The 26,460-nt window shown below is 53.1% G+C and carries 25 protein-coding genes; 8 read left to right on the top strand and 17 right to left on the bottom strand.

Going from position 1 to position 26,460, the window contains the following annotated elements; translation table 11 throughout:
* Positions 1 to 65 precede the first annotated feature (65 nt).
* Positions 66 to 2,165, top strand: a complete 2,100-nt coding sequence (locus OSC10802_RS55315; protein ID WP_017721742.1) for an AAA family ATPase — start codon at positions 66 to 68, stop codon at positions 2,163 to 2,165.
* A gap of 113 nt (positions 2,166 to 2,278) precedes the next feature.
* On the opposite strand, the gene OSC10802_RS0136680 is transcribed toward OSC10802_RS55315, so the two are convergent.
* A complete protein-coding gene (locus OSC10802_RS0136680) occupies positions 2,279 to 2,668 on the bottom strand; it encodes a hypothetical protein (protein WP_017721741.1) in 390 nt (129 codons plus the stop codon).
* A 314-nt stretch (positions 2,669 to 2,982) separates the two neighbouring features.
* Between OSC10802_RS0136680 and OSC10802_RS0136675 the strand changes: the two genes are divergently transcribed.
* Positions 2,983 to 4,206, top strand: coding sequence for a VWA domain-containing protein (locus tag OSC10802_RS0136675; RefSeq protein WP_017721740.1), 1,224 nt, complete (start codon positions 2,983 to 2,985; stop codon positions 4,204 to 4,206).
* Positions 4,206 to 4,607, top strand: coding sequence for an FHA domain-containing protein (locus OSC10802_RS0136670; protein WP_017721739.1), 402 nt, complete (start codon positions 4,206 to 4,208; stop codon positions 4,605 to 4,607). Before OSC10802_RS0136675 ends, OSC10802_RS0136670 begins: the two co-directional genes overlap by 1 nt.
* A gap of 121 nt (positions 4,608 to 4,728) precedes the next feature.
* Here the strand turns inward: OSC10802_RS0136670 and OSC10802_RS0136665 are convergent, their stop codons facing one another.
* The 14 genes from OSC10802_RS0136665 to OSC10802_RS0136595 all read right to left on the bottom strand — a co-directional run bounded on the left by OSC10802_RS0136665 (position 4,729) and on the right by OSC10802_RS0136595 (position 20,492).
* Positions 4,729 to 5,565, bottom strand: a complete 837-nt coding sequence (locus tag OSC10802_RS0136665) for a class I SAM-dependent methyltransferase (protein ID WP_017721738.1) — start codon at positions 5,563 to 5,565, stop codon at positions 4,729 to 4,731.
* Positions 5,566 to 5,671: 106 nt separating this feature from the next.
* On the bottom strand, positions 5,672 to 7,525 hold the full coding sequence (locus OSC10802_RS0136660; protein WP_017721737.1) for an AAA family ATPase: 1,854 nt from the start codon (positions 7,523 to 7,525) through the stop codon (positions 5,672 to 5,674).
* Positions 7,526 to 7,927: 402 nt separating this feature from the next.
* A complete protein-coding gene (locus OSC10802_RS0136655) occupies positions 7,928 to 9,829 on the bottom strand; it encodes an ArsA family ATPase (RefSeq protein WP_017721736.1) in 1,902 nt (633 codons plus the stop codon).
* Between the two features lie 327 nt (positions 9,830 to 10,156).
* Positions 10,157 to 14,407 (bottom strand): LamG-like jellyroll fold domain-containing protein, encoded by a 4,251-nt coding sequence (locus OSC10802_RS48385; RefSeq protein ID WP_017721734.1) that lies wholly within the window; start codon positions 14,405 to 14,407, stop codon positions 10,157 to 10,159.
* 63 nt (positions 14,408 to 14,470) lie between these two features.
* Positions 14,471 to 14,689, bottom strand: a complete 219-nt coding sequence (gene gvpA / locus OSC10802_RS0136640; protein WP_017721733.1) for a gas vesicle structural protein GvpA — start codon at positions 14,687 to 14,689, stop codon at positions 14,471 to 14,473.
* Positions 14,690 to 14,869: 180 nt separating this feature from the next.
* Entirely contained in the window at positions 14,870 to 15,004 is a 135-nt protein-coding gene (locus tag OSC10802_RS56085) for a hypothetical protein (RefSeq protein WP_017721732.1), read from the bottom strand.
* A 23-nt stretch (positions 15,005 to 15,027) separates the two neighbouring features.
* Positions 15,028 to 15,204: a hypothetical protein gene (locus OSC10802_RS52295; RefSeq protein WP_017721731.1), complete on the bottom strand. Its 177-nt coding sequence runs from the start codon at positions 15,202 to 15,204 to the stop codon at positions 15,028 to 15,030.
* 268 nt (positions 15,205 to 15,472) lie between these two features.
* Complete coding sequence (locus OSC10802_RS0136630; RefSeq protein WP_017721730.1) at positions 15,473 to 17,344, bottom strand: LamG-like jellyroll fold domain-containing protein; 1,872 nt, start codon at positions 17,342 to 17,344, stop codon at positions 15,473 to 15,475.
* A 198-nt stretch (positions 17,345 to 17,542) separates the two neighbouring features.
* Positions 17,543 to 17,815 (bottom strand): hypothetical protein, encoded by a 273-nt coding sequence (locus OSC10802_RS43535; RefSeq protein WP_017721729.1) that lies wholly within the window; start codon positions 17,813 to 17,815, stop codon positions 17,543 to 17,545.
* Positions 17,816 to 17,843: 28 nt separating this feature from the next.
* Positions 17,844 to 18,035, bottom strand: a complete 192-nt coding sequence (locus OSC10802_RS0136620; protein WP_017721728.1) for a hypothetical protein — start codon at positions 18,033 to 18,035, stop codon at positions 17,844 to 17,846.
* Positions 18,036 to 18,039: 4 nt separating this feature from the next.
* Positions 18,040 to 18,954 (bottom strand): gas vesicle protein GvpN, encoded by a 915-nt coding sequence (gene gvpN / locus OSC10802_RS0136615; RefSeq protein ID WP_017721727.1) that lies wholly within the window; start codon positions 18,952 to 18,954, stop codon positions 18,040 to 18,042.
* 17 nt (positions 18,955 to 18,971) lie between these two features.
* Positions 18,972 to 19,355 carry a hypothetical protein gene (locus tag OSC10802_RS0136610; protein ID WP_026099120.1) on the bottom strand — a complete coding sequence of 128 codons (384 nt, stop codon included), beginning with the start codon at positions 19,353 to 19,355 and terminating at the stop codon, positions 18,972 to 18,974.
* 162 nt (positions 19,356 to 19,517) lie between these two features.
* The gene (gvpA, locus tag OSC10802_RS0136605; RefSeq protein ID WP_017721725.1) at positions 19,518 to 19,736 is read right to left on the bottom strand and encodes a gas vesicle structural protein GvpA; all 219 of its coding nucleotides are present in this window, start codon (positions 19,734 to 19,736) and stop codon (positions 19,518 to 19,520) included.
* A gap of 411 nt (positions 19,737 to 20,147) precedes the next feature.
* Positions 20,148 to 20,492, bottom strand: coding sequence for a hypothetical protein (locus tag OSC10802_RS0136595; RefSeq protein WP_017721724.1), 345 nt, complete (start codon positions 20,490 to 20,492; stop codon positions 20,148 to 20,150).
* 1,321 nt (positions 20,493 to 21,813) lie between these two features.
* Here OSC10802_RS0136595 and OSC10802_RS0136585 point away from each other — a divergent pair.
* Genes OSC10802_RS0136585 through OSC10802_RS0136570 form a run of 4 tightly spaced genes read left to right on the top strand, consistent with a single transcriptional unit; the run spans position 21,814 to position 23,867 of the window.
* The gene (locus OSC10802_RS0136585; protein ID WP_017721722.1) at positions 21,814 to 22,317 is read left to right on the top strand and encodes a gas vesicle protein; all 504 of its coding nucleotides are present in this window, start codon (positions 21,814 to 21,816) and stop codon (positions 22,315 to 22,317) included.
* A gap of 51 nt (positions 22,318 to 22,368) precedes the next feature.
* Positions 22,369 to 22,848, top strand: a complete 480-nt coding sequence (locus OSC10802_RS0136580; protein ID WP_017721721.1) for a gas vesicle protein K — start codon at positions 22,369 to 22,371, stop codon at positions 22,846 to 22,848.
* 24 nt (positions 22,849 to 22,872) lie between these two features.
* Positions 22,873 to 23,607, top strand: a complete 735-nt coding sequence (gvpF, locus tag OSC10802_RS0136575) for a gas vesicle protein GvpF (protein WP_017721720.1) — start codon at positions 22,873 to 22,875, stop codon at positions 23,605 to 23,607.
* A gap of 14 nt (positions 23,608 to 23,621) precedes the next feature.
* Positions 23,622 to 23,867 carry a gas vesicle protein GvpG gene (locus OSC10802_RS0136570; RefSeq protein WP_017721719.1) on the top strand — a complete coding sequence of 82 codons (246 nt, stop codon included), beginning with the start codon at positions 23,622 to 23,624 and terminating at the stop codon, positions 23,865 to 23,867.
* A 105-nt stretch (positions 23,868 to 23,972) separates the two neighbouring features.
* Here OSC10802_RS0136570 and OSC10802_RS45275 read toward each other — a convergent pair whose 3' ends face one another.
* Together OSC10802_RS45275 and OSC10802_RS43525 are read right to left on the bottom strand one after the other, a co-directional pair.
* Positions 23,973 to 24,377, bottom strand: coding sequence for a prefoldin domain-containing protein (locus tag OSC10802_RS45275; RefSeq protein ID WP_017721718.1), 405 nt, complete (start codon positions 24,375 to 24,377; stop codon positions 23,973 to 23,975).
* Between the two features lie 406 nt (positions 24,378 to 24,783).
* Positions 24,784 to 26,004: a tetratricopeptide repeat protein gene (locus OSC10802_RS43525; RefSeq protein WP_017721717.1), complete on the bottom strand. Its 1,221-nt coding sequence runs from the start codon at positions 26,002 to 26,004 to the stop codon at positions 24,784 to 24,786.
* Between the two features lie 238 nt (positions 26,005 to 26,242).
* Between OSC10802_RS43525 and OSC10802_RS53750 the strand changes: the two genes are divergently transcribed.
* Entirely contained in the window at positions 26,243 to 26,380 is a 138-nt protein-coding gene (locus OSC10802_RS53750; protein ID WP_198525379.1) for a hypothetical protein, read from the top strand.
* Positions 26,381 to 26,460: the final 80 nt, after the last annotated feature.

Genomic DNA, 26,460 nt, shown 5'->3' with positions numbered 1-26,460 from the left:
ACTACAAACCTTTGGGCTAAAGCCCAACTACAAACCTTTGGGCTAAAGCCCAACTACAAACCTACTTGACTTATTTGCCTGCGCGTGCTATTATTAACCGAATCGCACCGGATTTCCGCCCCCGCGTAGAAGACGGGGACTGCAATCCCCCCCGCATTTTCTGTGAGTTGGCCATGTTCCCCATCTCAGCCCGTTGGATTCAAGACTTTGAAAAGCACCTGTATCGCCGGCAGCACCTGATTCTCTACAGCAACATTCACGATCAATTTCTCTGGCAGGGAACCTATCACGGCATGGGAGAATTCCTCAATGCCTATTTCCTCAACCTGGGATTTGACCTGATTGTGCGTTACGATCCGGTGGATGGCCTAACCTTTGCTCAGCCAGAAATGCGCCAGATGTTTGATGAATTGGCGCGACAGAGACTGGCGGAATTGCAACAGGAACGCCTGGGACAGTCTGCCACACCGGCAGCCCCAGCCATTGCCGACCCCACGCAGCCCCCATCCCGCGCCAATCCTGGCGCGGTGGTGCAGCGACTCACCGGCACTCACCTGTCGCCAGAGCAGGCGTTTAGCCACATGCGAGCGGTGATTTCTCAGGCGACAATTCCAGTAGCGGCAATTGTCGATTTAGGGGATATGCTGACTGCAGATCCAGAACGCTATCTGCTAGATGAGCGCCACCTGCTAACATTGCTGAAAAAATCCACCCTGGAAGGCGCTGTCATTCGCGAAGGAAATCTCACCGGCTATCGCAACACCCTCATCCTTTTGGCAAGCGATTTGCGGCGCGTGCCGGCTTGGTTTTATGCCGGCAATCCCTTTGTCGCCCTCGTGCAAGTCACCCGCCCCAACAAAGAAGAGCGCCTTCAGTTTATCCTGCGCTTCGGACAGAAAGGATTTTATGGCGGAGAGCAGATAAATTCCCAGCGCTCCACCCCCCAGCAACTCTCCGATCTCGAACTTGCCGCCGAAGAATTTGCTGCCTTAACCGACGGCTTTCAAACAATGGATTTAGAGGCGATCCGCCACACCTCTTGGCGAGAGCGCATTCCCCTGGGACCCAAAACCGTATTGCGCCTGGTAGACTTCTACAAATTCGGGCAGCGGGACGAACCCTTTGAGAAAATCAGCCCCGATAAAATTGCTTATGCAAAGGAAGAACTCTCCCAATCTGTCATCGGGCAACCTCGCGCTGTAGAAGCCGTCACCACCCTGTTAACCAGCGCCAAAGTCGGCATCAGTCTCAGCAATGTTAGCGGTCGCAACAGCAAGCCAAAAGGAATTTTCTTTTTCGTGGGACCCACCGGCGTTGGCAAAACCGAACTCGCCAAATCCCTCACCCGCCTGATCTTTGGAGATGAGCAGGCGTTCGCCCGCTTTGACATGAGCGAGTACAAAGAAGAACACGCCGCTGAGAAATTAGCCGGCGCTCCCCCCGGTTTCGTAGGCTATGAAGAAGGGGGGCAACTAACTAACCGCATCTTGGAGCGCCCTTACAGCATTCTCCTGTTTGATGAAATCGAAAAAGCTCACCCCAAAGTTCTGGACAAGTTCCTGCAAATCCTGGAAGATGGTCGCCTCACGGACGGAAAAGGGCAAACCGCCTATTTCAACCAAACTGTGATTATTTTCACCAGTAATATTGGCGCTTCTGACTTGACAGATCCGCAGACGGGTGCTATTATTAGAAATGGCATCATGACCGAAGTGCAGCGGCACGGCGTTCATTCGTTCAGTTACGCTCAAGTTGACGCTCACTTTCGCACAGAAGTCCACTGGCACTTTAGCAGCCGTATCGGTCGCGCTGAATTGCTGAACCGGCTGGGGGACAGTATTGTGGTCTTTGACCTGCTGCGTCCGGAATTCGTCTGGAAAATTGGCGAGAAATTCCTGCGCCAGCTCGCTGAATCTGCCTGGGACAAATACCGGCTGCTGCTGCTGTTTCAAACTTCCGTGCTGGAAGTTCTCAGCCTTCACATGCAGGAGAGCGACAATTTACTGTTTGGGGGGCGGCGGATTAAAACCTTGCTGGAAACCCTGGTTGAGCGCCCCCTAAACCGCTGGATTTTTGAAACCTATCCCGATTTCAACCTTCTAGCCGGCAAACGCTTAATCCTTGGCCTCGGGCGCAACAGCATGCTGTCCGCAGTTGAGGGATAAGGAGAATTTTGGATGCAAGGATTTTGGATTTAATTTAGGGGGGACTTCCTCTTGTAGGGGCGCGATAAATTCCGTCCCTACAAGAGGAGAGAAAAATCCAGGACGGAGCGATGTCAAAAGCTGCGCTTATATTGGAGGAACAGGCTTCCCGGTTCGGGTTCTCCGATATCGTCTTCAGCATAAAACACTTCTCCCTCTAGCTCCCTTTTTTCCAAATCTAAGTCTAAATTGAATGACCAGCAAACCCCTTTGTCAAATCGGGTGGGAGCCACGATCATTCCGTAGAGAACGCCCTTTTTGGTCATTTGCCCCAAAAAAACGACATCCACCCGATCTGGCTCGCCTTCGCCGAGAAAATCCTCTCCTGTCGCCAGATGCCCGGAACCCGTCACTCGCCCCGTATCGTCCCAGTGCAGCTCGAAAAAGCATTTCCAAGCTTCTTCATCATACAAAGTGAAATCGCTGCCCTCGTAAACGCCCGATAAAGTTGACCAATGGTACATAGGTTGATTTCCCATAAGTTATGACATACATTATAGATATAGCGTTTCTCAGTTGGATGAACTATGGCCCAGAAATCTGGTTTCTTAAAAAAACCGGGTTTCTCAGTACCTCACTAATATAAGAAACGCTATAGTGTTTCCTGGGAATTGGGTATGGGGCATGGGGCATGGGGCATGAGGCATGGGGCATGGGGCATGGGACATGGGGCATGGGGGATGAGGAAAAGCGCTTGACAGCTCAACCGTGCGGCTCACCGGCACAACAGTTTATTATAAGTAGCAGAACGTCAGTCCCGATATAGTCATCGAAAGCTATGTTCAACCTGCAACTTGCCTGGGATCGCCCTGTCAAAGTCCAATCACAGCTGTCCGAACACATTTTGCGGGTGCGGATCGCACCGGCGGGCGAACGCATCCAACATATCCCGTTGCGACTGGCAATTGCTCTGGATACGAGCGCTTCTATGCAGGGCGAAAAGTGGGAGCGGGCGAAAGCAGCAACTCAGGCGCTAGCGGCGCAGTTACGCCCGGGAGATCGCCTGTCTCTCGCAGGATTTGCTGACTGGGTGACTCCCCTGGCGCACAATTGTGAGCGCAGCCAACTGGCGGAACTCCCATCGGTTCTCAACACCTTAGTTGCCCAAGGCGTAACCCGAACTGACTCAGCCCTGCACTGGATTCAATCTGCTTTATCGCCAGAAGCGGGAGTAGCGCGGGTGGGAATTCTGGTAACAGACGGACATCCCACTAATGAGCGGGGACAGATTATCGAGAATGTCGCGCCTATTGTTCAGCAAGCGGCGACGATAGCCGGCACCGGCATCACTATTTGCACCGCAGGATTGGGGAATGCTGCTGATTTCAACACCGCCTTTCTAGTCAGCCTCAGCGACTTCGGGCGGGGGGCGTTTTTATATGCCGGCACCCCAGAACTTCTCTTACCTCAACTGCAAGAGCGCCTGCTGGCGTCGCAAACTGTCGCCGTTGCGGATGCGGCGCTCAAACTCAATTTTGCCGGCGGGATTAGGGTTAAAAATTGCTGCCAGTTGCGCCCCGATTACCTGCCTCTATCCCTCACCGCACCGCTGGAAATTCGCCTGCAAAACGTGCGAGCGGATATCGCAACTGATGTGCTGCTGGCATTAGAGGTGCCTGCCTTAAACGCCAGCATGCTTGCCGGCAGTTACACGATAGCCGAAATTCAGTTGCAGGCACCGGATTTGCCTCCCGTCACCGCTCAAGCAGCGCTGAAATTCACCCTGTCCTATCAAGAAACTCAACTGATCAATCAGGAGATAGATCGCGACCGGCTCACCTGGGACATCAATCGCTTCAGCACAGAACTCGCCGGTGCCAGCGATCCGCTGCAAACCGGCGAACTGCTCAGCCAAATCCAAGCGGCTGCTCTCAAATCCGGGCAGATAGGGATTGCCCAAAAGGCAACTCAGCAACTGGATGACCTGTACAGAACCGGCAGCCTGAGCGCCCACCAAACCACCGGATTGCTAACAGCAACTCGTCAATTGGGAGGGCAGTAATGGCTGGCAGTTTTGGTTCCGATCCGATTCCCGGTTTAGCTCAGCTGAAACCGGAGACAACCTATCTGCGCATTCTCAGCGGTCCGAAAGCCAACCAGTTTTTTTCTCTGAACCGGCTGCGCTCCGTCATTGGGCGCAGCCACCCCCCTAACTTTATTGCTGACATTGACTTGAGTGGCTGCGAGCAAATCGCTCCCCCGACAATTTCCCGCCAGCACGCTGTTATCCAGTGGGGAAATAATAAACTTCAGATTATCGATCTTGCCAGCAGGAATGGTACATTTGTCAACGGAGAGCAACTGCTTCCCCTGTCTGCCGGTGAGCCTTCAGCGCCGGTGGCGCTAACCGCCGGCAGTAAAATTAAACTTGGCAATCTGGAGTTAGAAATAGTTGCCAGTTGAATGTTTAAAAACCCTGAAGGAGACGTAGGACAGGCGTCTCGCCTGTCCATCCCAGGAAGGCGTAGGACAGGCGTCCCGCCTGTCCATCCGAAGGAGACGTAGGACCGGCCAGAACGCCGGTTCAGATTTTTTGGGCAATCTGAAGAACCGACAGATAGGAAGTCCCGACAGTGCTCCCGCAGTGCCGGTCGAGCGCTTCCCTCAAACCGGCAAACAGAGAATCCCTCTGGTGCCGGTCTAGCCTTATATACGGCGACAGCGTACTCAAAAGCGCCAGATAATCATCTATATTATAGCGAACTTCACACACCAACTGTTCCGACACAAAACCCTCAAATAAGCCCGAATCAATAACACCCTGCCCTAGCCCTCTCAGGTTCTGTTCGTGAGTGGCTATCTCTTCATAACCGGAAATAGCCGGTGCCCAAGTTTGGTAAATCTCACGCAACACCTCGTAAACTTCATACGCCGGTTGGGGTGCCGTGTTCCACAGCAAAATTAGAAAACCCCTTTCCTTCAAAGCCGCAGCACTTTTTGAAGTTGCAATTTCAGGGGGCATCCAGTGAAAAGAAGTTGCAGCCAGGACCGCATTAAACCTCTCAGCCTCTAGCTCCCACTCTTCAAAAGCCGCATTCAAAATCTCCACATTTGGATACTGGGCGCAGTTGAGCCGAGCCAGCTGGCAAGATTCCGGACTGGGCTCAAGGCAAACCATTGAAAACCCCAATTGAGCGAAGGGGACAGTTGCAATTCCCGGACCGCATCCCAATTCCAGAATCTGCGCCTTCGCAGGAAGTTGCGCTAACTCTACAGCGCGATTAATCAGCTCCTGAGGGTAGCGCGGTCTTGTCCTGCTGTAGGCATCTGCTACTGAACTGTACCAGGTTTTTCTCTGTTCCGAGGTGTGGGCACCGACTTGTGAGCTGTACCAGATGTTTGTCTGTTCCGAATCTTTCACGATCTGTGTATATAGTTGCTGTGGTTTGTCTTGTGAGCCCCGGTTTCTTAAAGAAACCGGGGTTCTGGGGCGTAATCCAGCTGAGAACCGCTATAAACCAATTAAATCACACAACCGGCTTCTGCTCGCTCAGCACCTGATAAGCGCAGTTAAAATCCTCAGCCGTAATCCGAATTTCCGCCGGTTCTGCCATTCCCGCACTGCGATACCGGCGGATAGATCCCACCGCCGCCCTGTCGCCCAAAAGCGCCAAATCCGCCCCATTCCAACCCTCTGTTACCGTCGCCCAGTAAGCCAAATCCACATCCTGCAGCGGGCGGTCTTGATTGTGAACTTTTAGGATCGCCAACCGGCTTTCCAGATTGGGCAAATCAACCACTAATTGTAAATCCAACCGGCCCGCCCTCAACAAAGCGGGGTCTAAAGCATCGGGACGGTTAGTCGCGCCAATTACCAGAATCGTCGCGCCGGTTTGCAAACCGTCTAATTCTGTCAGCAACTGCCCCACCACCCTGTCGCTGACGCCAGAATCGCCGCTGTAACGCCCCCGCACCGGCGCTAGCGTGTCGATTTCATCAATAAACACAACGCAAGGTGCAGCTTGTCGCGCTTTGGCGAACAGTTCCCGCACCGCTTGTTCGCTAGCGCCCACCCACTTGCTGAGCAATTCCGGACCGTTGACGCAGATAAAATTCGCTCTCGCTTGCGACGCAACTGCTTTCGCCAGCATCGTTTTGCCGGTTCCCGGCGGACCCCAAAGCAAGATGCCTTTGGGCGAGCGGGCTTTTGTTTTCAAATACAGTTCCGCATGCAGAAGTGCGCCTTCTACCGATTCTCGCAGCGTTTGTTTGATGCTCTCCAGCCCGCCAATTTCCTCCCAAGCAACCTTAGGCGATTCGACTTCGACCGACCGCAAAACTGCCGGTTTAACTTCTTTCAGCGCTTGCAAAAAATCGGACTGCTGTACCGTCATGGCGTCGGGAATTGTTGCCTCAATTGAGGGAACTTGCCGGCGCAGGGCGCTGTAAGCCGCTTTTTGGCAGACCGCTTTCAAATCCGCACCCACAAATCCGACTGCTAAATCCGCAATCGCTTCTAAGTTAACCGTCTGGTCAAAAGGCATAGGGCGAGTCAGGATTTGCAATATCTCCAAACGTCCCTGCCGGTCTGGAACCCGAAACAAAACTTCCCGATCGAACCGACCGGGGCGGCGCAAAGCGGGGTCGAGATGGTCGGGGCGATTGGTGGCGGCGAGCACAATAACTCCGGGAGTGTGAGCGAAACCATCCATCAAACCCAACAGCTGTGCGACGAGCCGTTTTTCCACTTCCCCTTCTACTTTACTGCGGTCTGGGGCGAGACTGTCGATTTCATCAATAAATAGCAAACAGGGGGCGCTTTTCGCAGCTCTCTCAAAGAGTTCCCGCAATCTTTGCTCCCCTTCGCCGTAGTATTTGCCGATCATTTCGGGTCCGACGATGGCGATATAATTGACTCCCAGCTCTTCCGCGAGGGCGCGGGCGGTGAGCGTTTTGCCGGTGCCGGGGGGACCGACTAACAGGACGCCGCGTGTGGGTTCCAGCCCGATTTTAGCGAGCAGATCGGGACGTTTTAAGGGGATGGCGATTAATTCTTTTAGTTCTTGAATCACTTCGCTCAATCCGCCGACCTCTTTTAGGGAGGGACTTCCCGCTGTTTGCTGGGGTTTCACCGGCTCTCGGGATGCTGAACTCGAACCTGCAGGACTGGCGCTGGGCGGTGCCGGTTGAGTGCGGAAGCCACCTGTCCCGACACTGACACCTGCATTACCGCGACGGGGAATACTTCCCGCGCGGGGTATATTGCTGATACTGCGATTAAGAATCTGCATATCCGCCTGTATTTCTCCGGCTTCAATTTTCTCTTCCAAGGCTTTCGCAAGTTCTAGTAACTGCTCAAAGCCTTTGAATAAATCGCTCATCAAATTTCTCCCTATCTTTTGCAGTGCTATTTTTCTTCACACACCCGGTTTGGGGAGTAGAATTTTCAACCTGCCGAACTGCCGGCAGATGGAGAAATTTCACGCACAAATAAGGGAGATTGACTTAAATCTAACGATTGATCCCCCAACATGCCTTCCCCCACAGGTTGATTCATTCGACTTGACGCCCCTACACTCAGAGGTATAAAGTCTTTACCCCAACATCTTACCATTTCTGTAGAAGCCGGTACTGGCTCCGCTGGCCGGCTCGCAGTTTCCCAGGGACTTCAACCTCTGCCGTCGGTATTGAGAAACCCGGTTTCTTAAAGAAACCGGGTTTCTGGACCCTAGTTCATCCAGCGGAGAACCGCTATAAGGGGTGGGGGTGGCGCTCCCAAAAAGTCAAAACAGCAGACTAGCCGCCCCTTTAATCCGAGCGAGCGGTTCCACCGAGCGGGGTAAAACCGGCAGCCGAACAATCGTCTCTTCCGCAAACACCCCCGCATCGATTTCCACACCTGTAATGTAGCGGTTGTGCACGACGTACCGCTGAGGGACGCCCATTTTTTGCAGGGACTCGCTCAACCGCACCTGTTCTGCTATAATAGCAGCGTGAGCTTGAATCACGCCAATAAATTCCGTGTGGCGCGGGTCCTTCAACTTCTTCTGCGCAGCCACAACTTGCTGGCGCAACTTCCGCAGCCGGCTCATCAAATCCACTCGCCCCAAAACATTTTGATACTTCACCCACAGCTTGAAGATCCAAGCGAGCCAGTCTGCCAGTGCCGATGGCATTTCCAAAAAGCGGAGAAGGTGGCCGGTGGGCGCAGTATCTAGTATAATTAAATCTTGCTGTTTGCTGTCCAACAAATCCATCACCGCAATTAGAGACAGCATTTCATCAATCCCCGGTAAAGCTTGCGCTACAATTTGCCGCCAAGCTTCAGGAGTGTAGGCGATTTTTATCCCCCCCGCCTCACCGCTTTCGCCGCTAATCATCTCAGCCAATTCCCAAAGATAGTCATTGCGGAACTGCTCTAATACTATCTCGGCATCAATTTCTTGCCCGCTCAAATTCTCCGCTATCTGGCTGGGTTCGTGCCCCAATTTTATCCCAAAAGCATCTCCCAGAGAGTGAGCCGGATCGATAGAAACCATCCTAATCTTTTTCTCAGGATAGCGATTAGCTAGCGCCCAGCCAAGCGCGGCGGCGACTGTCGTTTTGCCCACGCCACCTTTGCCGCCTATCAGGATAAGCTGGCGTCCTTCGTCAATAAAATCGCTAAAACTGGGGGTTACTTTAACCGGCCACTGTATTGGCGGTGGCGGAGCAAGCGCAACCCTATCAATTTTTTGAACTTGGGTAATAATACAGTCTAGCGCCGCACCGCCAAGCGGTTCGGCATCCTGTTCCGGCACAATAAAAACCGGCTGGTTCCCAGATATTTTGAGAAATTTGTCCAGCAACTCTTGCTGTTCGCTGTAGCGGTCCAAATCCGCACCGGCATCTGACAAAACCAAGTTTATTAATACCCCCCCGCAAGGAATTTCCAACGCTTGCAAGCTTTCTAGAAATCGTTCCGTTTCCAAAAGACTCATCGGTTCGGCAATCGCCACCACCGAGCAAGCGGTAAACTCTTCATTTTGCAGCAAGCGCCGGCCTTCTGCTAATTCAGATTTAATCTTTCCCAAAAACTCATCGACTTCATCTGGCTTGTACTTCCCCCTAAAACTTTTGGCAATTGTCCGGTGTTTTTCTTGGAACAGTTCCAAAGAATTTAAAACGATATCTAAAAAATCCTTAATGCCCAACAAATTTAACGTGTGACCGGACGGAGCCATATCTACCACCACGCGGTCTACCACTTTTTCTGTGAGCAGGCGCTGAATTTCTAGCAGACCCATGATTTCGTCTAAACCGGGCCAGTCCAAATCCCAAACAGGGGTTAAATCTTCCCCCTCGACAAAACTCCCCCGCTCAACCAAAAGTTCTAAAAACTTGCCGTATTTTGCCTTAAATTCTTTCAGCAATTCTTGAGCTTCTAGCGCCCGAACGCTCAAGTTGGGCAAATCGGCTGCCGGTGAGGCGCTGTCCCCCACATTTATTTGCAGCACATCTCCCAGAGAGTGAGCTGGATCTGTGGAGATTAGCAGGATTTGTTCCTGGGGAAATAATCTGGCCCAGCGCCGAGCGAAACCGCAGGCCAAAGTGGTTTTACCCACGCCACCTTTACCGCTAAACATAGCGAGGTGAAGCGAGTCGTACAGACTTATATCATTAAACCTCTCAAAAGTCAAATTCATCTCCGCACCTTTTGCTCCTTTTTGTTTTCCTTTTTCCCCTCGGGATAAAGGAGGCAGATCCGACCGAGTGGCGTTCCCAGCTTGAGCTGGAAGGGTATTGGGCTAAAGCCCAACTACAAACATTTTCAAGGCAGAGCCTGGAAACGAGAGTTAACGAGGGTATTGGGCTAAAGCCCAACTACAAACATGGGAACGAGCGTATTGGGCTCACGAGGGTATTGGGCTAAAGCCCAACTACAAACATGGGAACGAGCGTATTGGGCTCACGAGGGTATTGGGCTAAAGCCCAACTACAAACATTTTCAAGGCAGAGCCTGGAAACGAGAGTTAAACAATCGGCACCTCAACCTGCTGCCAAGTTGCGCCAGAAATCTTGCCGTGATTGGCATTTTTGCCCTTATCCAGCACAGTATCGCCGGTGCCTTCATTCAAAGGCCAGTAATAAGCCAATCCCGGCTCATCCCCCTTCAGATGCCGGTGGACATCCTTCTGAATCTCAGCGCCGGTGCGGGCGACACTCCAGACACACAGACCGGTAATTTGACCGCCAAAGAATTTTGCACTCCGTCCTATATAGTAGCTCCCCTTCTCAGTGTAAACATTTTCCGGTGCGCTGGATCGGGTGGCAAATAGCTCCCCATTCCGGTAAATGCGGAACTCTTTTCCTTCTTTCACCCAGGTGACATGAACCCATTCATCTTTGGTTTCAAAGAAATTCACAAAGAACGCCGCAGTACCATCCTTCTTCCCGCTCTCGGTATAGTTAAAATTCAATGCCCCATCATAACCAGCCATTTCCAGTTGTAGTGGGCAAAATTGAGTCCAGGGCTTGCCAAGGATTCCGCACACCACGCCATCGTTAATCGCAGAGGGCTTAACCCACAGGGACACAGTAAAGGCAGCGCTGTTCTCGAAGGGATTTTGGATTTCCACATAATCATCGCGCCCATCGAACACCAGCACCGGCTGCACGGTGTGCGGTACTTTCGGCGCAGCCAGCCGACTGGCGATGGGCACTTCCGACTGCTGCCAACTTGCCCCAATAATCTTCCCGTGGTTGGGACGGTTCGCCATGTCAAATACTGTAGTGCCACTGCTTTCATCCAGGGGCAGGTAATAACATAATCCAGGCTCATCCCCCTGCAAGCGCCGGCGCATATCCTTCTGAATCTCAGCCTGAGTGCGAGCCACACTCCAGATATTCACTTCAGTAATATAACCTGCAAAATTGGCACCACCCGCTGCCCACTGTCCTATCCAGTAGCACGTTTTGCTGGAGCTATAAAAACTTTCAGGTGCTGGGTAGGTGCCAAATAGCTCCCCATTCCGGTAAATTCTGTACTCTGTTCCTTCTTTCATCCAAGTGATGTGAACCCATTGCTCTTGGGCTTCAAAGAAATTATACAACTTCTTATTGAAATTACGGCCATCAGGAGCGGAAGACGACTCATAGACCAATCTATTCAGTGCCCACAACATCAGTGAAGGCTTGCGATATTCTCCTACCCCTCCCTTGCCAATGATTCCTTTCATCGCGGCAGAATTAATTGCGTAGATCCATAAAGAAATCGTAAAGGTAGTGCTGCTGTCGAAGGGATCTCCCGTTTCCACATAGTCACTTGCCCCATTGAACGCCAACACCGGCTGCAATACTTTACCCACTTTACCTGCAGGCTTAGCAGGTTCAGAGTTCGCCGCTTCCGGCTCAGCCGTGGCCACCGGCACACCAGCTTGCTGCCAAGTCGCCCCATAAATCATCCCGTGGTTGCCATTTTTCGCTCTATCATTAGCCGTAGTGCCGCTGCCTTCATTGAAGGCCCAGTAATACGCCAGTCCCGCCTCATCCCCCTTCAAGCGCCGGTGCATGTCGTTCTGAATATCCGCCTGCGTGCGAGCCACACTCCAGACACTCACTTCCGTTATTTCACCGGCAAAGAAATTATCCACCCGTCCGATAAAATAACTCGTCTTAGCACTATAAAACGTTTTCGGTGCCGGTTTTGTCGCAAACAGCTCCCCATTGCGGTAAAATCTGTACTCTCCTCCTTCTTTCACCCAAGCAATGTGCACCCACTGGTCTTTCGCCGCAAAGAAATTACTCAACACATCACTGTAGCGATTTTTCCCCGCCGGCGTGTAGGAATCGTAATGCAGAGCGCTGTTGTGCGGAGCCACCCACAGTCCGGGTTTGCGATTTTCATCCCCACTTTTGCCCAGAATGCCGTGGTACGCCCCATCATCTAGAATAGAGGGCTTTACCCACAAACAAATGCTAAACGCCGTATTGTTCTCGAAGGGATCTTGGACTTCCACGGAGTCATCCTTGCCGTCGAACGCCAGCACCGGCGCTTGCGCTATCGGTGTGTGCGCTGGAATCGGGAAAGGCAGTTCCGCTTGCTGCCATATAGCCCCTCGAATTATCCCATCCTTGGGACGAGTGACGCACTCGTGAACGGTATTGCCGCTGCCTTCATTGAAGCCCCAGTAATACGTCAGTCCGGGCTCATCTCCCTTCAAGTGCCGGTGCGTGTCCTTTTGAATGTCCTCCTGCGTGCGAGCCACACTCCAGAAACTCACTTCTGTGATTCCCCCGGCAAAGAAATTATCCACCCGTCCAATCCAGTAACTCGTCTTGGCGGTATAAAACGTTTCCGGTGCCGGTTTGGTGGCAAACAGCTCCCCATTGCGGTAGAACCGGTACTCCGTTCCTTCTTTCACCCAAGTGATGTGAACCCACTCATCCAATGCTAAAAAGAAATTTTGCAATATATCCGAGTAACGGGTCTGCCCTTCAGGGGGGTAAGAATCATAATGCAAGGCACTTCTATCGGGCGCAACCCACAGTCCCGGTTTGCTACAGAGTTCTCCCCACCGCTTGCCCAGGATACCGTGCCAAGCTCCATCATTGAGTACAGATGGTTTCACCCACAGGGAAATCGTAAATGCCGCGTTATTCTTAAACGGATCTTTGATTTCTACAAAGTCATCTTTCCCATCGAATACCAAAACCGACTGTAGCGATTTTACAGGTGGAGTGCTGGGTTCAGATGGAGATGGCGTCTGGGACTCTTGCCCTGTGCCAGTCCCAGCCGTACCCTTGTCCGATTGAGCCGTGCCGGTGTCCGATTGAGCCGTACCGGTGTCCGATTGAGCCGTGCCGGTGTCCGATTGAGCCGTACCGGTGTCCGATTGAGCCGTACCGGTGTCCGATTGAGCCGTACCGGTGTCCGATTGAGCCGTACCGGTGTCCGATTGAGCCGTACCGGTGTCCGATTGAGCCGTACCGGTGTCCGATTGAGCCGTGCCGGTGTCCGATTGAGCCGTGCCGGTGTCCGATTGAGCCGTACCCTTGTCCGATTGAGCCGTGCCGGTGTCCGATTGAGCCGTGCCGGTGTCCGATTCAGCCGTACCCTTGTCCGATTGAGCCGTACCCTTGTCCGATTGAGCCGTACCCTTGTCCGATTGAGCCGTACCCTTGTCCGATTGAGCCGTACCCTTGTCCGATTGAGCCGTACCCTTGTCCGATTGAGCCGTACCCTTGTCCGATTGAGCCGTACCGGTGTCCGATTGAGCCGTACCGGGTGTCCCACCGGCACCGGGTGCTCCCCCACCGGCACCGGGTGCTCCCCCACCGGCACCCGCTGCTGGCCCACCGGCCCCTGAACCTCCGCCTGAGGGAGGTAGCGTCGGAGAAATTGTTTGCGGCGCGGCGTCTGGCGTTCCCGGTGCGGCTATCAGCTGAAGTTCTGCATTAGACAGAGCTCTGTCCCAGATCCGCACTTTCGCAATCAGACCGTGAAAGAAACAAGAACTCGCTCCAGGCTGTTCCGTTGCGCCGGCACCCACATGCATTGGGCTGCCACTATTGGGCCGGAAGGGTGTTCCTGTCCGCTGTGCCGACAGCTTGCCATTGACGTATAGACTCGCGGTTTGGGACTCTAAATTATAGGTTGCTGCCAAATGAGTCCAGACTCCGACTGTAGCTTGTGAGCCGGTCAGCGCCACCCAAGGAGCTCCTATCTTGCCGGTGCCGGCCCAGAACTGCCACTGCCCAGTCAGGTTAACGCAAAACAGATACCCCCTGCGTCCCTGGTTGGCGGAACCGCTCACCGAGCTCAAGACTGCCCGGTAGCCCCTGCCGCCCTGAAACCGCACCCACATCTCAACCGTAAAGCTACTCGCCGGGTTCAACTCCGCCGAATAGGGGATATTAATCCGATCGTTGATGCCATTGAAGTAGGGAATTGCCGGTGGATAATAACCGAGGTCAACCTCTTTTGCTTGCTCTCCCCCAGCCGCTTGTTGCAGTTTCATGGATTGCCTTACTTTTTGACTTTCTGGAAGTTTTCTTTTCCGTCCACCGGCACCCCGGTGAGCTTCTAGCCGCCACCCATTTCGCCCATCTAATTTGCTGCCATAGCGCCCAAATTCCTGGCGCGATTCCTGAATTTCTTGCCCCTCTACAGCCGGCTTTCCTCGCAGCGTGCCGGTGCTTGAAACACTTCCCCCACAGCGAAACGAGCGCGCGCCCTTTCCGAAACGGGGGTAAAGCTTTCCCGACCAGCATTTTACGGTCACGCTTCCGGGAAAGCCTTTTTTCTATTCCCAAGATTCCCCAGAACTGAAGAGCGCTACAGCTGATTATACCGCCGGCACAGCAGCTTGAGAGGTCAGGCCCACCGCTTCAGCGTACTTCAAATAGGTTTCTACGGAAGCGATCACAACCCGCGCTTCTACGGCTAGCAGTTCGATCCCCACCAGCGACACCCGCGCCCAAATGTCGATGACGACCCCTTTATCCAGAATGCGATCGATAACTTCAGCCAGACTGGAAGATGAGTTTACTTTTTCAACGGCCATGATAATTTCACCTAAATGCAGATAATTTTTCTAAGCATCTGAACAATTGAACAACTTCTCTGTCCCGACATGTCCAGAGGAATCGCTCTCATTTTTATGGACTAATATTCCCGTCAGTCAGTCTTTAAAGTTTTCCTCCTCCTGGCGCGCTCCTGTATTTTTCTCCTCTCATCGGTGAGCCTAAGGGATCAGCTTCAGCATTTCCACCGGCTCCCTTCCCAAGCTTAAGGTAGAGTCTTCAACAGATTTTCCTTGTTCGGGTGAGGTCTGTCCCTGTTCTTGTCTTGTCTGACTTTTCTTTTTAAAGACTATCATGACTGACCGCCGCTCGGGGAGAATTAAACAATTCTTAACACTCTGGCTCGCAGCTTTTTTTCGCAGCTCGCAAGCCGCCGGCTAGAAATGCCGGCGAACCCGACCCCACCCCAAATCTGGTTTCGTTTGGCCACCCCACCGGCAAATCGGTCTGCCAGGGGAGAGACGCCGGTTTCTTCCCCGCAGGACTCCAGCGGCATTTCTGTGCTGGCCTATTCTCCCTGAATGCAGCATTGTATTTATACTATGCCATTCAAAGTATCTAAATATAGATTTTTTAGCTTTTTTACTTACATTAATTTTGCATATCTTGGGAGCATGTTGCAGAACCTATCTGCCCTCCAGAAAAGGCTGTTGCCAAACCCGCACTCACTCCACAACAAGGTGCAGCCTCGATAAACTCAATTGCCAGAAATTGCCCTCACCGGCGCGCCAATCGCGAGCCGGTGAGTGGACTGGGATTGCTCTCTAATATCTGCCGCTGCCGTTTTGGTGGCCCTTTGGCTGGTTTTTGATCATAACCAGCCCAACCAGAGATTCCCAGCTGGAAGTGTTGATGGCCGCGTCATGGCCATAAGAAGTGTGGTCAGGGACTGTCAGGCCCGTCGCTTCTTTGAGGGGCCAGTATGCTACCAAGCCCGGAGCCTGACCCATCGCCAGACTGTTCATTTCTTTTTTAACGTCTTCCTGGGTGCAAACGCGATTCCAAATCCGGACATCCGTGATTTGCCCCGGGAAGAAGTTCGCCATTTTTCCATCTTGTATGCCGGCACCAATGCGCAAGAGTTCCTTGGTATTGGGCGCATAATAGATCGTTTTTTCCCCAGCCAACTCGCCGTTGATGTAGAATTTCATCACGCTGCCGTCGCAGGTGCCGGCCAGGAAAACGCGCTCGTTGAGCTTCACCTCCGAACCTGCAATCTCACTCCAACCGGCATCCCCCGATCCGAGGAGGAATTTCCATTTATTGTCCTCACCGGCACAGAGGATATACCCTCGGGCCAGAAACTCGTCACAGGAAGCCACAGCAGTGCGCGCCGTTCCCTGCCAATTATCTGTATTTACCCAGCAAGATACAGTAAACTGGCGCAGATTGAGAATCGGATAGTAAGGCACTTCCACATAGTTGGCGATCGTGCCGTGATGGCCGTAGGGGGTTTTATCCTTGACCGTGCCGCCCGAGCCTTCATTCAGAGGCCAGTACCCCGCCAAGCCGGCTTCCAAACCGATCAGCCGGTAATTCATCTGGTTTTGAATTTCCTTTTGGCTGCTGGCGATATTCCAGACCCGCACGTCGGTGATTTGGCCCGGGAAAAAGTGAGTTGGGTTGCCTTCCGTTGCGCCTGCGCCGATTCGCAAAGGATATTTTTCATTGACGGCAAAATCAGTGACGACTTTCTCGCCTACAAATTCCCCATTGACATAGAATTTCATGATTTTGCCGTCGTAGGTGCCGGCCAAGAATGTCCAGGTATGGAGCGCCAGTTCTGGACCGTTGATGCTCACCCACTCGTTCTTGGCGGTGCCCAGCCAAAATTGCCAGTGATTGTTCTCGCCAGCATACAAACAGTATCCCTGGGTTGGCGAACCCTCGCGAGAGGTGACAATAGAGCGCCACCGGCCCTGCTCGCCCCCGACATTTGCCCAGCAGGACACCGTGAATTGAGTCGGATTGAGTGCCTCGGAGAAGGGCACTTCCGCATAGTCGCCCCGCCCATCCAAAGTCAGGACTGCCGTATCGTCGGGCTCTCCCTCACTGGCCAGGGCTTCCAGCTCTCTTTGGGCCAGGGGCCGGCTCCAGAGCCTGACTTTAGTAATTTGACCGCGAAACAGACAGTGGCTCGCACCGGCCTGTTCGACGGCACCCGCCCCGACGTGCAGGGGGTTGCAAGAGTTCGGGCTGAACAGCGCTCCCGTCCGCTGGCCCACCGCCTGACCGTTGACGTACAGCGTCACAATCCGCGACGCTCGGTCATAGGTTCCCGCCAGATGCGTCCACACCCCCACTTTGGCTTTTGGGCCGGTGACCACCATCCAGGGATGCCTCATCTGGCCGTTGCCCAGCCAGAATTGCCACTGTCCGGCTTGGTTAACGCAGAGCACATACCCCTGGCGTCCCTGCCAAGCGGAACCGCTCACAGAGGTGACAACTGATCGGTAGCCGGTGCCCCCCTGATATTTAACCCACATTTCAGCCGTAAAGCTAGTCGGGTTAAATTCCGGAGTGTAGGGTAAAGTAATCTTGCAGCCGCAGTCACTGTCGTAGGGAGTGGCCTCGGCTGGATAGCACACGTCAAGTTCTGCTGGCTGCTTTTCGACAGCTGTTTCTTTAACTATCATTGCTCGCCCTATTTTTTGACTTTCTGGTTATTTCTAATCTCAAAGCGCCGGCGCTTTTGCCAGCGTCTCGCAGCGACGGTTTTCCAATCTCAGAAACCGATTTTTTGCTTTCCCTCCCAAAAATTGGTAACATTTCCCCTCGTTCCCAGCCTCAGGCTGGGAACGAGGGACAGTCTCTTTCAATCCTTGACCTGCGTTCTAGTAGCGGCGCATTTCCGCGAGGTATTTGTTCTGATAGCGCAAAAATTCCTGGCGGGATTCTGCAGTGCGGCGTTTGTTTTCTTCGTAAAACCTGTTTCGCTGCTCCTCCTGCTGGCGGAGCCGGCTCTGCTGGTCGCTGAGAAACTCATTTTGATGCCGGAGATACTCCGCGTGCCACTCCGAATAGCGGCGCTGGTAGTCCCGGCCCATCATTTGGCGGTAGTGTTCGTGCGAAAGAAATTCTGGCGGAATCAGATCGAGATTTGTCATGACTGAAGACCTCCTGGGGGAGAGCGAATTATCTGTTTCGTTTCCACTGTTCGATCAGCCACTGCCTGCGGGATTCTGCCGCCAGCATTTTTGCTGACGCACCGGTGCGGCGGGCGCGATCGCTCGCAGACAGGTCCAAATGGCTGGCAGTCTGGCAAGCCCGGAAACTGGCGATTGTCCCGCTAGTGCGGATTTGCCGCATGGTGCGAATAAGCAGCATTGACTTACCTCCGTTTCTCGGAAACTTTCTTGGCTGGCGGAACTTCCTGAAACAGTTCCTTGAGAATTGCGACTGTCTCGTTGTGCGGGATTTTGGAACGGGACAGCAAGACATCCGTGCAGATATCTCGAAAGTCAGCGTTAGTCGCCACCACAGGAATATTATTGGTCTGGCAGACTTTTGCCACGATCAGGCACGCCCGCAACCCAGAGGATTTTTCATGAGTCTGCGTGCGCTGCCGGTAATTCCGAATCAGGCTGACGATTGTTGCGGCATCCGCTCGCGGCAGTCCAGATTTTTGGACAACAATCTCCTGCTGGGTCAGTTCGTCAGGCTCTGGAATATCGATGGTTATCAGGCGATCCATCAGTGCGTCCTGCGCTTCGTGAACTCCGCAATATTCCTCTGGATTGGAAGTAAAGATGACTCGGAACTGGGGGTGGGCGCGAATGTATTCCTGTTGCTGGGAAGCAGCTGGCAGGACTAGCAGCCTTTCTTCCAATACGGAGAGCAGGACGTTGTTGACTTCCGGACGGGAGCGATTGAATTCATCGTAGACCAGGGTGAAGCCTTCGCGACAGGCTGTGGTCAGGCGGGCGTCCACCCAAGACTGGCGGAATTCATCTTCCAGCTTGACAACCGTGTGGATAAAATTATCTACAACTTTTTTGCGGTTGTAGCCCCTCTGGTTGCCAATCAGATCCGCGGATGTGTACTCATCATCGCCAAACACCAGCAAAATTGGGCGCTCTAGAAGATTCGCCAAATGGACGGCCAGTGTTGTTTTGCCTGTTCCTGCCGGCCCGCGGAGGTGGACGGAGAATCCCGCGTGCAGGTAGCGCAAGGCGCGCTGCGTCAGGCTGTGGATTGCCGGTGTGTCAACAAAATTCTGGGAGTTGACTTGCAGAACTGTGGTCACAGCTAACTATCTCCGCATTAGATCAGTTTGCCTAGCTTGGGCGCTGGCAGGGGTGAGACACTTTTTCCCACACCGGCATCTCCAATAAACTCCGGCGCTGTCCCCCACACATAATCGCGCATCGCTGCCACATACGCCGCTCTCTGGTTTTGCTGCTCCAGCCATATTTCCTGCTGGTAAGCTCTGGTATCTTCCAGAAAGTTAGCCATGCTAGATTGCAGCGTGCTGTGGAAATTGTGCAGCGAGTCCCACATCGCAGCTGACATTGCCGCTCGGTGTGTCGCTCTGGCAGACAGGTCCATCTGCGTCTGCTGCCGGTGTTCCAGCACCTGCTGCTGGCGGAACTGAATTTCCTGTTGGCGCTGCGCTCGCGCCGCGTACCATTCATCTCTAAGAGACACAGCTCGCACTCCTTTCCTGCTGTCTTTTGCAGAAAACTCAAAATTTAGCCTCTTGTATCCTATCGGGCTGCCGGCCCTCCGCACCCGATTCCCAGCGAAACACCTGCTGCTGCGGCAGTGCAACCAGCAGGCTTCCCGTGGGTGCCGGTGCGGCGCACCCGATTATACGGCTGGCACTGCAGCTTGAGACGTCAGGCCAACTGCTTCTGCGTACTTCAAATAGGTTTCTACTGAGGCGATCACAACCCGCGCTTCTACGGCTAGCAATTCGATGCCCACCAGCGATACCCGCGCCCACAAGTCGATGACGACGCCTTTGTCCAGAATTCGGTCGATGACTTCAGCCAGACTGGACGATGAGTTGACTTTTTCAACTGCCATGATATTTTCTCCTAAATGTCGATAAGCCTTTTCAGAACCTGAATCGCTTATCTGTAACGGACTGTATCGCGCAATCGCTCTGATTGTTCAAACACACCTGCAACACACCATTATCCTGCAGCCGGCTCTCTTTTTCGACTGCTTGAGCACCTCTACCCACTCTCCTTTTCAGGGCGAAGTATTTGTCGCAGTTTTCTTGCCGGCTTCGCGGAAAATATAACAGCGCCCAGGCTAAAGCCTTTCCAGAGCAGCGAGCGGGTTTTTGGCAGCATCCTCAAAAGATTTTGCCCTCCGAATGGAATCCCTCTGCTTCTGGCTGGGTTGTAGCCTGTAGCGGTTATTGTACTGTCTGGGTTGTCTTTTAAAAGACTACCATGACGGCAGCGAGCTTGGTCTAAATTTAATAAATCTTTATAATATTGCCGGCAGTTTTTCGGGCTCTCGCACGCCTTGTGCGAGCGACGGAGCCGCCGGCACCGGCATTTTTACTCGCTCTCGCCGCCAAACCCAAATTGCAAAAATCTCTCCGCCTTTGAGGGGTCTGGCTAGTGGCCTGTCAAGGTGGCTGTCCGCAGTCTGGATGCCGGTGCCATCTGCTTTTAGCCCAAAAAGCAACTTCTCACACTTCCGCAGCCATTTATCGCCCAGTTTCGCACAGCAGCTGCTGTCGCAGAGCGACTGGCTCTGTCTCTCGAATCCTGCCTTATTCAGGAGGCGCGGCAAGTCAGCTGCGGGGTGAATGTACAGGCGCGACATGTCGCGGCTCTACAGTACATGTCCAAGACGCGGTTCGGCGTTTTACAGCAGATGTCAAAACGCCACATTCCTGCGTTTTTACAGCTCTCTCCCCCTGTCCCAAAACCGGAGGCGGTGTGGGGTATGGCCACCTTGCCCCACACCCCTCCCTAAGCGCGAAAAACCCTTTTTTTCCGCTCTCAATTGTATTAAAAGATAATTAAATACAATAAGATTCTCACGAGTGCCGAATCAACTGTTAACTTTTAATCTGCTTCTTTCTTGAAAGGAGGCAGAGCCGGCAGCGCTGCGTTTATCTGAATATCTCAGAAAGGGATAGAGATGAATAGCGCAAATTCAATGCCTAACAGATAACAGCTGTGCGAATGAGCTCTTATATATAGAAGGGGGAGAATTAATTCTCTGCGACCTCACCGGCACCCAACACCCGAGATCGTTTGTAAGTTCAGCGTAGCCCAAAGGTTTGTAGTTGGGCTTCAGCCCAAAGCTCGTAGTTGGGCTTCAGCCCAAAGGTTAGTAGTTGGGCTTCAGCCCAAAGGTTAGTAGTTGGGCTTCAGCCCAAAGATTTGTAGTTGGGCTTCAGCCCAAAGGAAAGTAGTTGGGCTTCAGCCCAAAGGAAAGTAGTTGGGCTTTAGCCCAACCGGTGCGCCCATTGCTGTTATCCGGCTGATCGCAGCCCGGAAAAAACACCCTTGCAAGCCACGAAAGTGGGGCCGGTGGGGTGATACATCCCGCTCCGAACCCGAGTGACAGGCATGGGAGACACACCGGCACAAGCTCGGTCAGCCATCCGATCTCCGTTTAATTGCCCCTAATTCGTTCCCCCGCCGCTTTCGGACGGGAGTCAGCGTTTTACAGGATCTCCCCCGCCCTAGCAATAGATGATTTTTCAACCAAAGGTTATATCAGATAACCCCTAACCCCTAACCCCGCGCCCCCAGCGGGCTGTGCTGCTGCCAGAGTAAAATAGAACTTAGCACCTGCCGGCGCAGCCCAAGCTATTCCTGAGCTGGCTCTGCAATGGCCGGACGGCAAGCTAAACGAAGTTTGATTGCTTTTTATTGCTGGGCTCAGCGCGCTGTAATTTTTCTTAATATTTTTTAAAAAAACTAAACTTACAAACCCACTCGCTCTGATATATATTATGAAGAGGTGTGGCAGTTGCCAAACCCTGCTAAAATAGCCAAATTCTTCAAAAGACATGCCGGTGGTTCCACCGGCTCGCGTCAATTGAGCTATGCCGCCCCTATCCTGCGAGGTGCCGCACAAACTAAACCTTAGCATTCAGCGTGTCAAATACCATTAAAGAGGCGACCCCATCGTGACTGCTACGCCGATAGTGCCGAAAAGTTCGCAATCCAACAGCGACCGCCGAACCATTGCCACATCTACCCAAGGCTCGACTTTGGCGGATATTCTCGAACGAGTTTTGGACAAGGGAATTGTGATTGCCGGCGATATTTCTGTGTCTATCGCCTCCACCGAACTCCTGCACATTCGGATTCGGTTGCTAATTTCTTCAGTGGATAAAGCGCGGGAGATGGGAATCAACTGGTGGGAGAACGACCCCTATCTCAGCAGCAAGACCCAGAATTTAATCGAGGAAAATAAACAGCTGCACGAACGGTTGCAAAGTTTAGAAGCCGAAATGCGCTCCCTGAAAGCTGTGGCGACCAGCCAGCTAGATTTTGGCCAAACTGACCGGCCAAAACCGCGCTATGCGATGCCGGAAAATCAAGCCTCTATCGAACTGGAAACGGAAGCCGAGGAAGTGGAAGCAGAAGCGGAAGCGGAAGCAGTGGAAACCCCCCTGAATGAAGCGTGAGTGAAAGCTGCGGATTGCCAGCCATTGAAAAGCCGGTGAAAAAGTGACCTTATGCCCTTAGTTGGCCCACTCGATGAAAACTCTCCTGAGACTGAGACAGTTCCCACCACGTACAAACTGAACAGTGGGGCCGGGTTTGCTTCTTTACTGTTAACGGTGGTAGAATTGCTTCGCCAGCTCATGGAAGCGCAAGTCATTCGGCGAATGGAACAGCAGGTTCTCAGCGAGACAGACTTAGACAGAGCGGCAGAAAGTTTGAAAAAGCTGGAAGAAGAAGTGCTGCGCTTGTGTGAGATATTTGAAATAGACCCAGAAGATTTGAATGTGGATCTCGGAGAGCTGGGCACCCTGCTGCCGCCGCCGGGAACTTACTATCCTGGAGAAACCAGCCAGAAGCCTTCTGTATTGGAACTGATAGACAGACTTTTAAATATCGGACTTGTGGTGCATGGCGATGTCGATATAGGGCTGGCGAATATGAATTTGATTCACGCCAAGCTGCGATTGCTTGTGACCTCAAAGCCGATCTAACTGTTGCAGGGAGAGAAAATTTTTATGAGTTTAGGGTTTTATCTGTATGGGATTTTACCGGCACCGCTTTCGGAAGGAGTGGCGCTCGAAGGACTGGACAAGCAACCCGTTCGCAGCCATACGGTTGACGGTTTAAATTTTCTGTACTCGGAAGCCAAACAGGAAAAATATCTCACTTCCCGGCGCAATTTACTCTGCCACGAGAAAGTGCTGGAACTGGCGATGAGTGAGGGGTTCCGCACCCTGCTCCCGCTCCGCTTTGGACTGGTCGTGAAAACCTGGGAAACCGTCATCGAGCAATTGACTCTTCCCTATAAAGGAAAACTGGAAGAGCTATTTCAAAAATTGGAGGGACGCCGAGAAGTGAGCGTCAAGGTGCTGTGGAACAGCCAGTCGGAGATCCAGGCATTGCTGGAGGAAAATCCCAGCTTGAGAGAAAAGCGGGATGCCAAGTCAGGGAGAGCGTTGAGTATGGAGGAAGTCATCGAAATTGGCCAGCTGATTGAACGCGGTTTGCAACAGCGCAAGGAAGCGGTCATTGATGTTTTTCGCGATCAATTGAACCCAATGGCTGCAGAAGTGTCGGAAAATGATACGATGACGGAAGAGATGATTTACAATGCGGCGTATTTGATTCCGTGGGAAAGTGAATCTACGTTCAGCGACACAGTAGAGGCGATCGACAAAAAGTTTGGCGACCGGCTGCGCATTCGCTACAACAATTTTACCGCTCCTTACACATTCACTCAGCTTTCTTAAGGGGAGTCAAAGCTATGTTTCTGAAGCTATTAACTTTTCCGGTATCGGGACCGCTTGGGGGAATCATCTGGATAGGAGAGCAACTTCTAGAACGCGCTAGTGCTGAATTGGACGACCAGCAAAATTTGCAGAAACAATTATTAGCTTTGCAGCTGGCGTTTGATATCGGGGATATTTCCGAAGAGGAGTTTGAAATTCAGGAAGAGGAACTGTTGCTGAAAATCCAAGCCCTGGAAGAAGAAGCGGAAGACTCTGAGTGAAGGGCTTTTCTCATATTAGTGAGGTGCTGAGAGGTGTTGAGAAACCCGGTTTCTTAAAGAAACCGGGTTTCTGGAGCGCACTTCATCCAACTGAGAACCGCTCTATTAAAAGTCAAAGTAGAACGTCTCGAATTTACTGGAGTTCCCCTCACTCTTAGGAGCGGGAGAGCTTTTTTGAGAGGAGGAAGCCCGAGGAGCGGAGGCACTTTTTTTGGCGGCGCGAACTCTGGGAGCCGGCGCAGTTGCGGGAGGACTGGAAACAGGATTTAAACTGGCTTGGCGCAAGGTCTTAATCGTTTGCTCCGCCTCCTCTATCTGGCTGTCAATAATGCTCAGTTGCTGTTTCAAGAGTTGGGTGCGCTGTTCTATAGAGTGCAGTTCCTGCAGGATGCGCTGCCGTTTTGTTACCTTTTTGTACAGCTCTAATTGTTCTGCAGCCTCACTGTTCTCCCGAGGGATGGTGTGGAGTTTCGGTGGAATTGGGCTGCGGGGGCGAGTTTTTTGCTGCATACAGGCTTGGTGCGTGAGGGATTAATAGGATTATAGCGGGAAACCCCAAGTAGGCAAACAGAAATCAACCAATATTTTGCAGGTGGTTCCGCACGCGGCTAAAGCCCGGGCGTTCAGGGGCTAAGAGCGGGTTTATAAAGTAATTGTTAAGAGAGCGAGGGGCCAGAAACCGGGAATCTTGCTGCTGGCGCGCCAGTAGAAACCCGGTTTCTTGTGACTTTAGAAACCCGGTTTCTGTAAGAAACCGGGTTTCTCACGCTATAAATGGCCTCTAAAGCCCAGACAGCTGTCCTGAGGCGCAGATTTTAAGTTGAATTTCGCTCACCGGCTGACTCATTCTGCTGCCAATCTCTGCGACTGTGCCGGTGTCGTGCCGGTTGCAGTTGAGCGGCAGAGGAAAAGCGCCCTAATAGCGCCCCAGTTTCTGGAGCGCTATGCCCAGATGCTTCAGCGTCCAATCTTCCGGGTAGTCAGGGTGGCACTCCAAAGCTCTGTCGTAGCTGGCTACAGCGTCGGAGTAGCGCCCTAACTTATACAGGGCAATCCCCCGATTGTTCCACGCTCGGGAGTAATCGGACATGCGTGCCAGGGCTTGGTCGTAGCTGGCCAGGGCTTCCTCGTAGCGGCCCAGCTCGTCGAGTGCGGAGCCCCGGTTGTTCCAGGCTTCTGGACAGTTCGGCTGCAAGTGCAGGGCCCGGTCGTAACTGGCCACAGCGTCCTCGTACCGGCACAAGTGCCCGAGGGCAATGCCGCGATTGAACCAGGCGTCGGCGCTGTCGGGCTCAATCGCCACAAGTTTGTCCCAGCTGGCGAGGGACTCCTCATGCCGGCCTAGATCGTCGAGGGCGATGGCGCGGTAGAGCAAAGCTTCTGTGTCCAAAGGCGACTGCTGCAACACATTCTCGAAACTTTCGAGCGCCTCGGAGTAGCGGCCCAAATTCCCCAAGGCCAAGCCTCGCAGGTTCCAGACTTCTGCCCAGTCCGGGTGAATTTCCAGGGCGCGATCGCAGCTGGCGAGGGCTTCGGAGTGCCGGCCCAAATCTTCGAGCACCTGGGCTCGGCTGTACCAGGGTTTACCGGCACTGGGCTTGATTTCCAGGGCGCGATCCAAGCTGGCGAGGGCGTCGGAGTGCCGCTGCAACTGCTGTAGCGCCACCCCGCGCCGGTACCATATCCAGTAGTCCTGCGGGCGGATCTCTGCGGCTCTGTCGAAGCAGGACAGGGCTTCTTGTGGCTGGCGCAGGTCATCGAGCGCCACGCACCCCCGCTGATACCAGGCCCAGTAGTCGTTTGGCCTTACTTCCAAAGCTTTATTGTAGCTAGCTACAGCCTCAGAGTAGCTACCGGCATGCCTGTGCGCCTGGCCCCGCTCGTACCACGCCCAGTAGTCATTCGGTCGCCTTTGCAGCGCTTGGTCGAAGCTGGCAATGGCTTGCGAGTGCCGGCCTAACTCATCCAAAGCGATCCCGAGATGATACCAGCTCCAGTAGTCCTCCGGTTGCAGTTCCAGCGCCCGCTCGTAGCAGGCCACCGCTTCTTCGTAGCGACCTCTAGCCCGCAACTCATTCCCCTGCCGGTACAAATCGCTATAGCTTTCTGGCCGGCTCTCCAACATTCTCTCTTCCATAACGATACCCCCATTAATACGCCCTCAATTCAATTCTGAAATTGATTGTCTCGCCGAAGGTCATCAAAAGCTCCCACTCTCTCAATCCTTCATTGATTTTTAAGGAATGTCTCCGCCACGCCTTGAAAGGGCGATTGTAAAAAAATAATTATCTTTTTCCGCCGGCAGTGCTGGCCTTGCGCCGGCGTTTCCCAGCTGCGCCCAAGCCCTTTCGGGAGTTCAAGTTCCCGCATACAAGGTGCGAGACAGGACCCCCGTGCCGGCGCAAGCTCTCTCGCCTTCCCACACTCAGGAGTGCGCGAGAGCGTCGAAGAGCCCCACTCTCCGCCACACGCCCCTATTAGGGCGCAAGCTCTCTGGCACAGACGCGATCTAGCACTAGCTAAATTGGTCAGCACAGTGAGAGCCGGTGTTTCGCTACGGAGATATAGCGCTTCTCCGGTGGATGAACGTGTT

Source organism: Kamptonema formosum PCC 10802, from assembly GCF_000332335.1.
In the GTDB taxonomy this organism is placed as follows: Bacteria; Cyanobacteriota; Cyanobacteriia; order Cyanobacteriales; family Oscillatoriaceae; genus Oscillatoria.
Note: the sequence above shows the minus strand (reverse complement) of the source record. Positions and strands in the feature narration are given on the sequence as shown.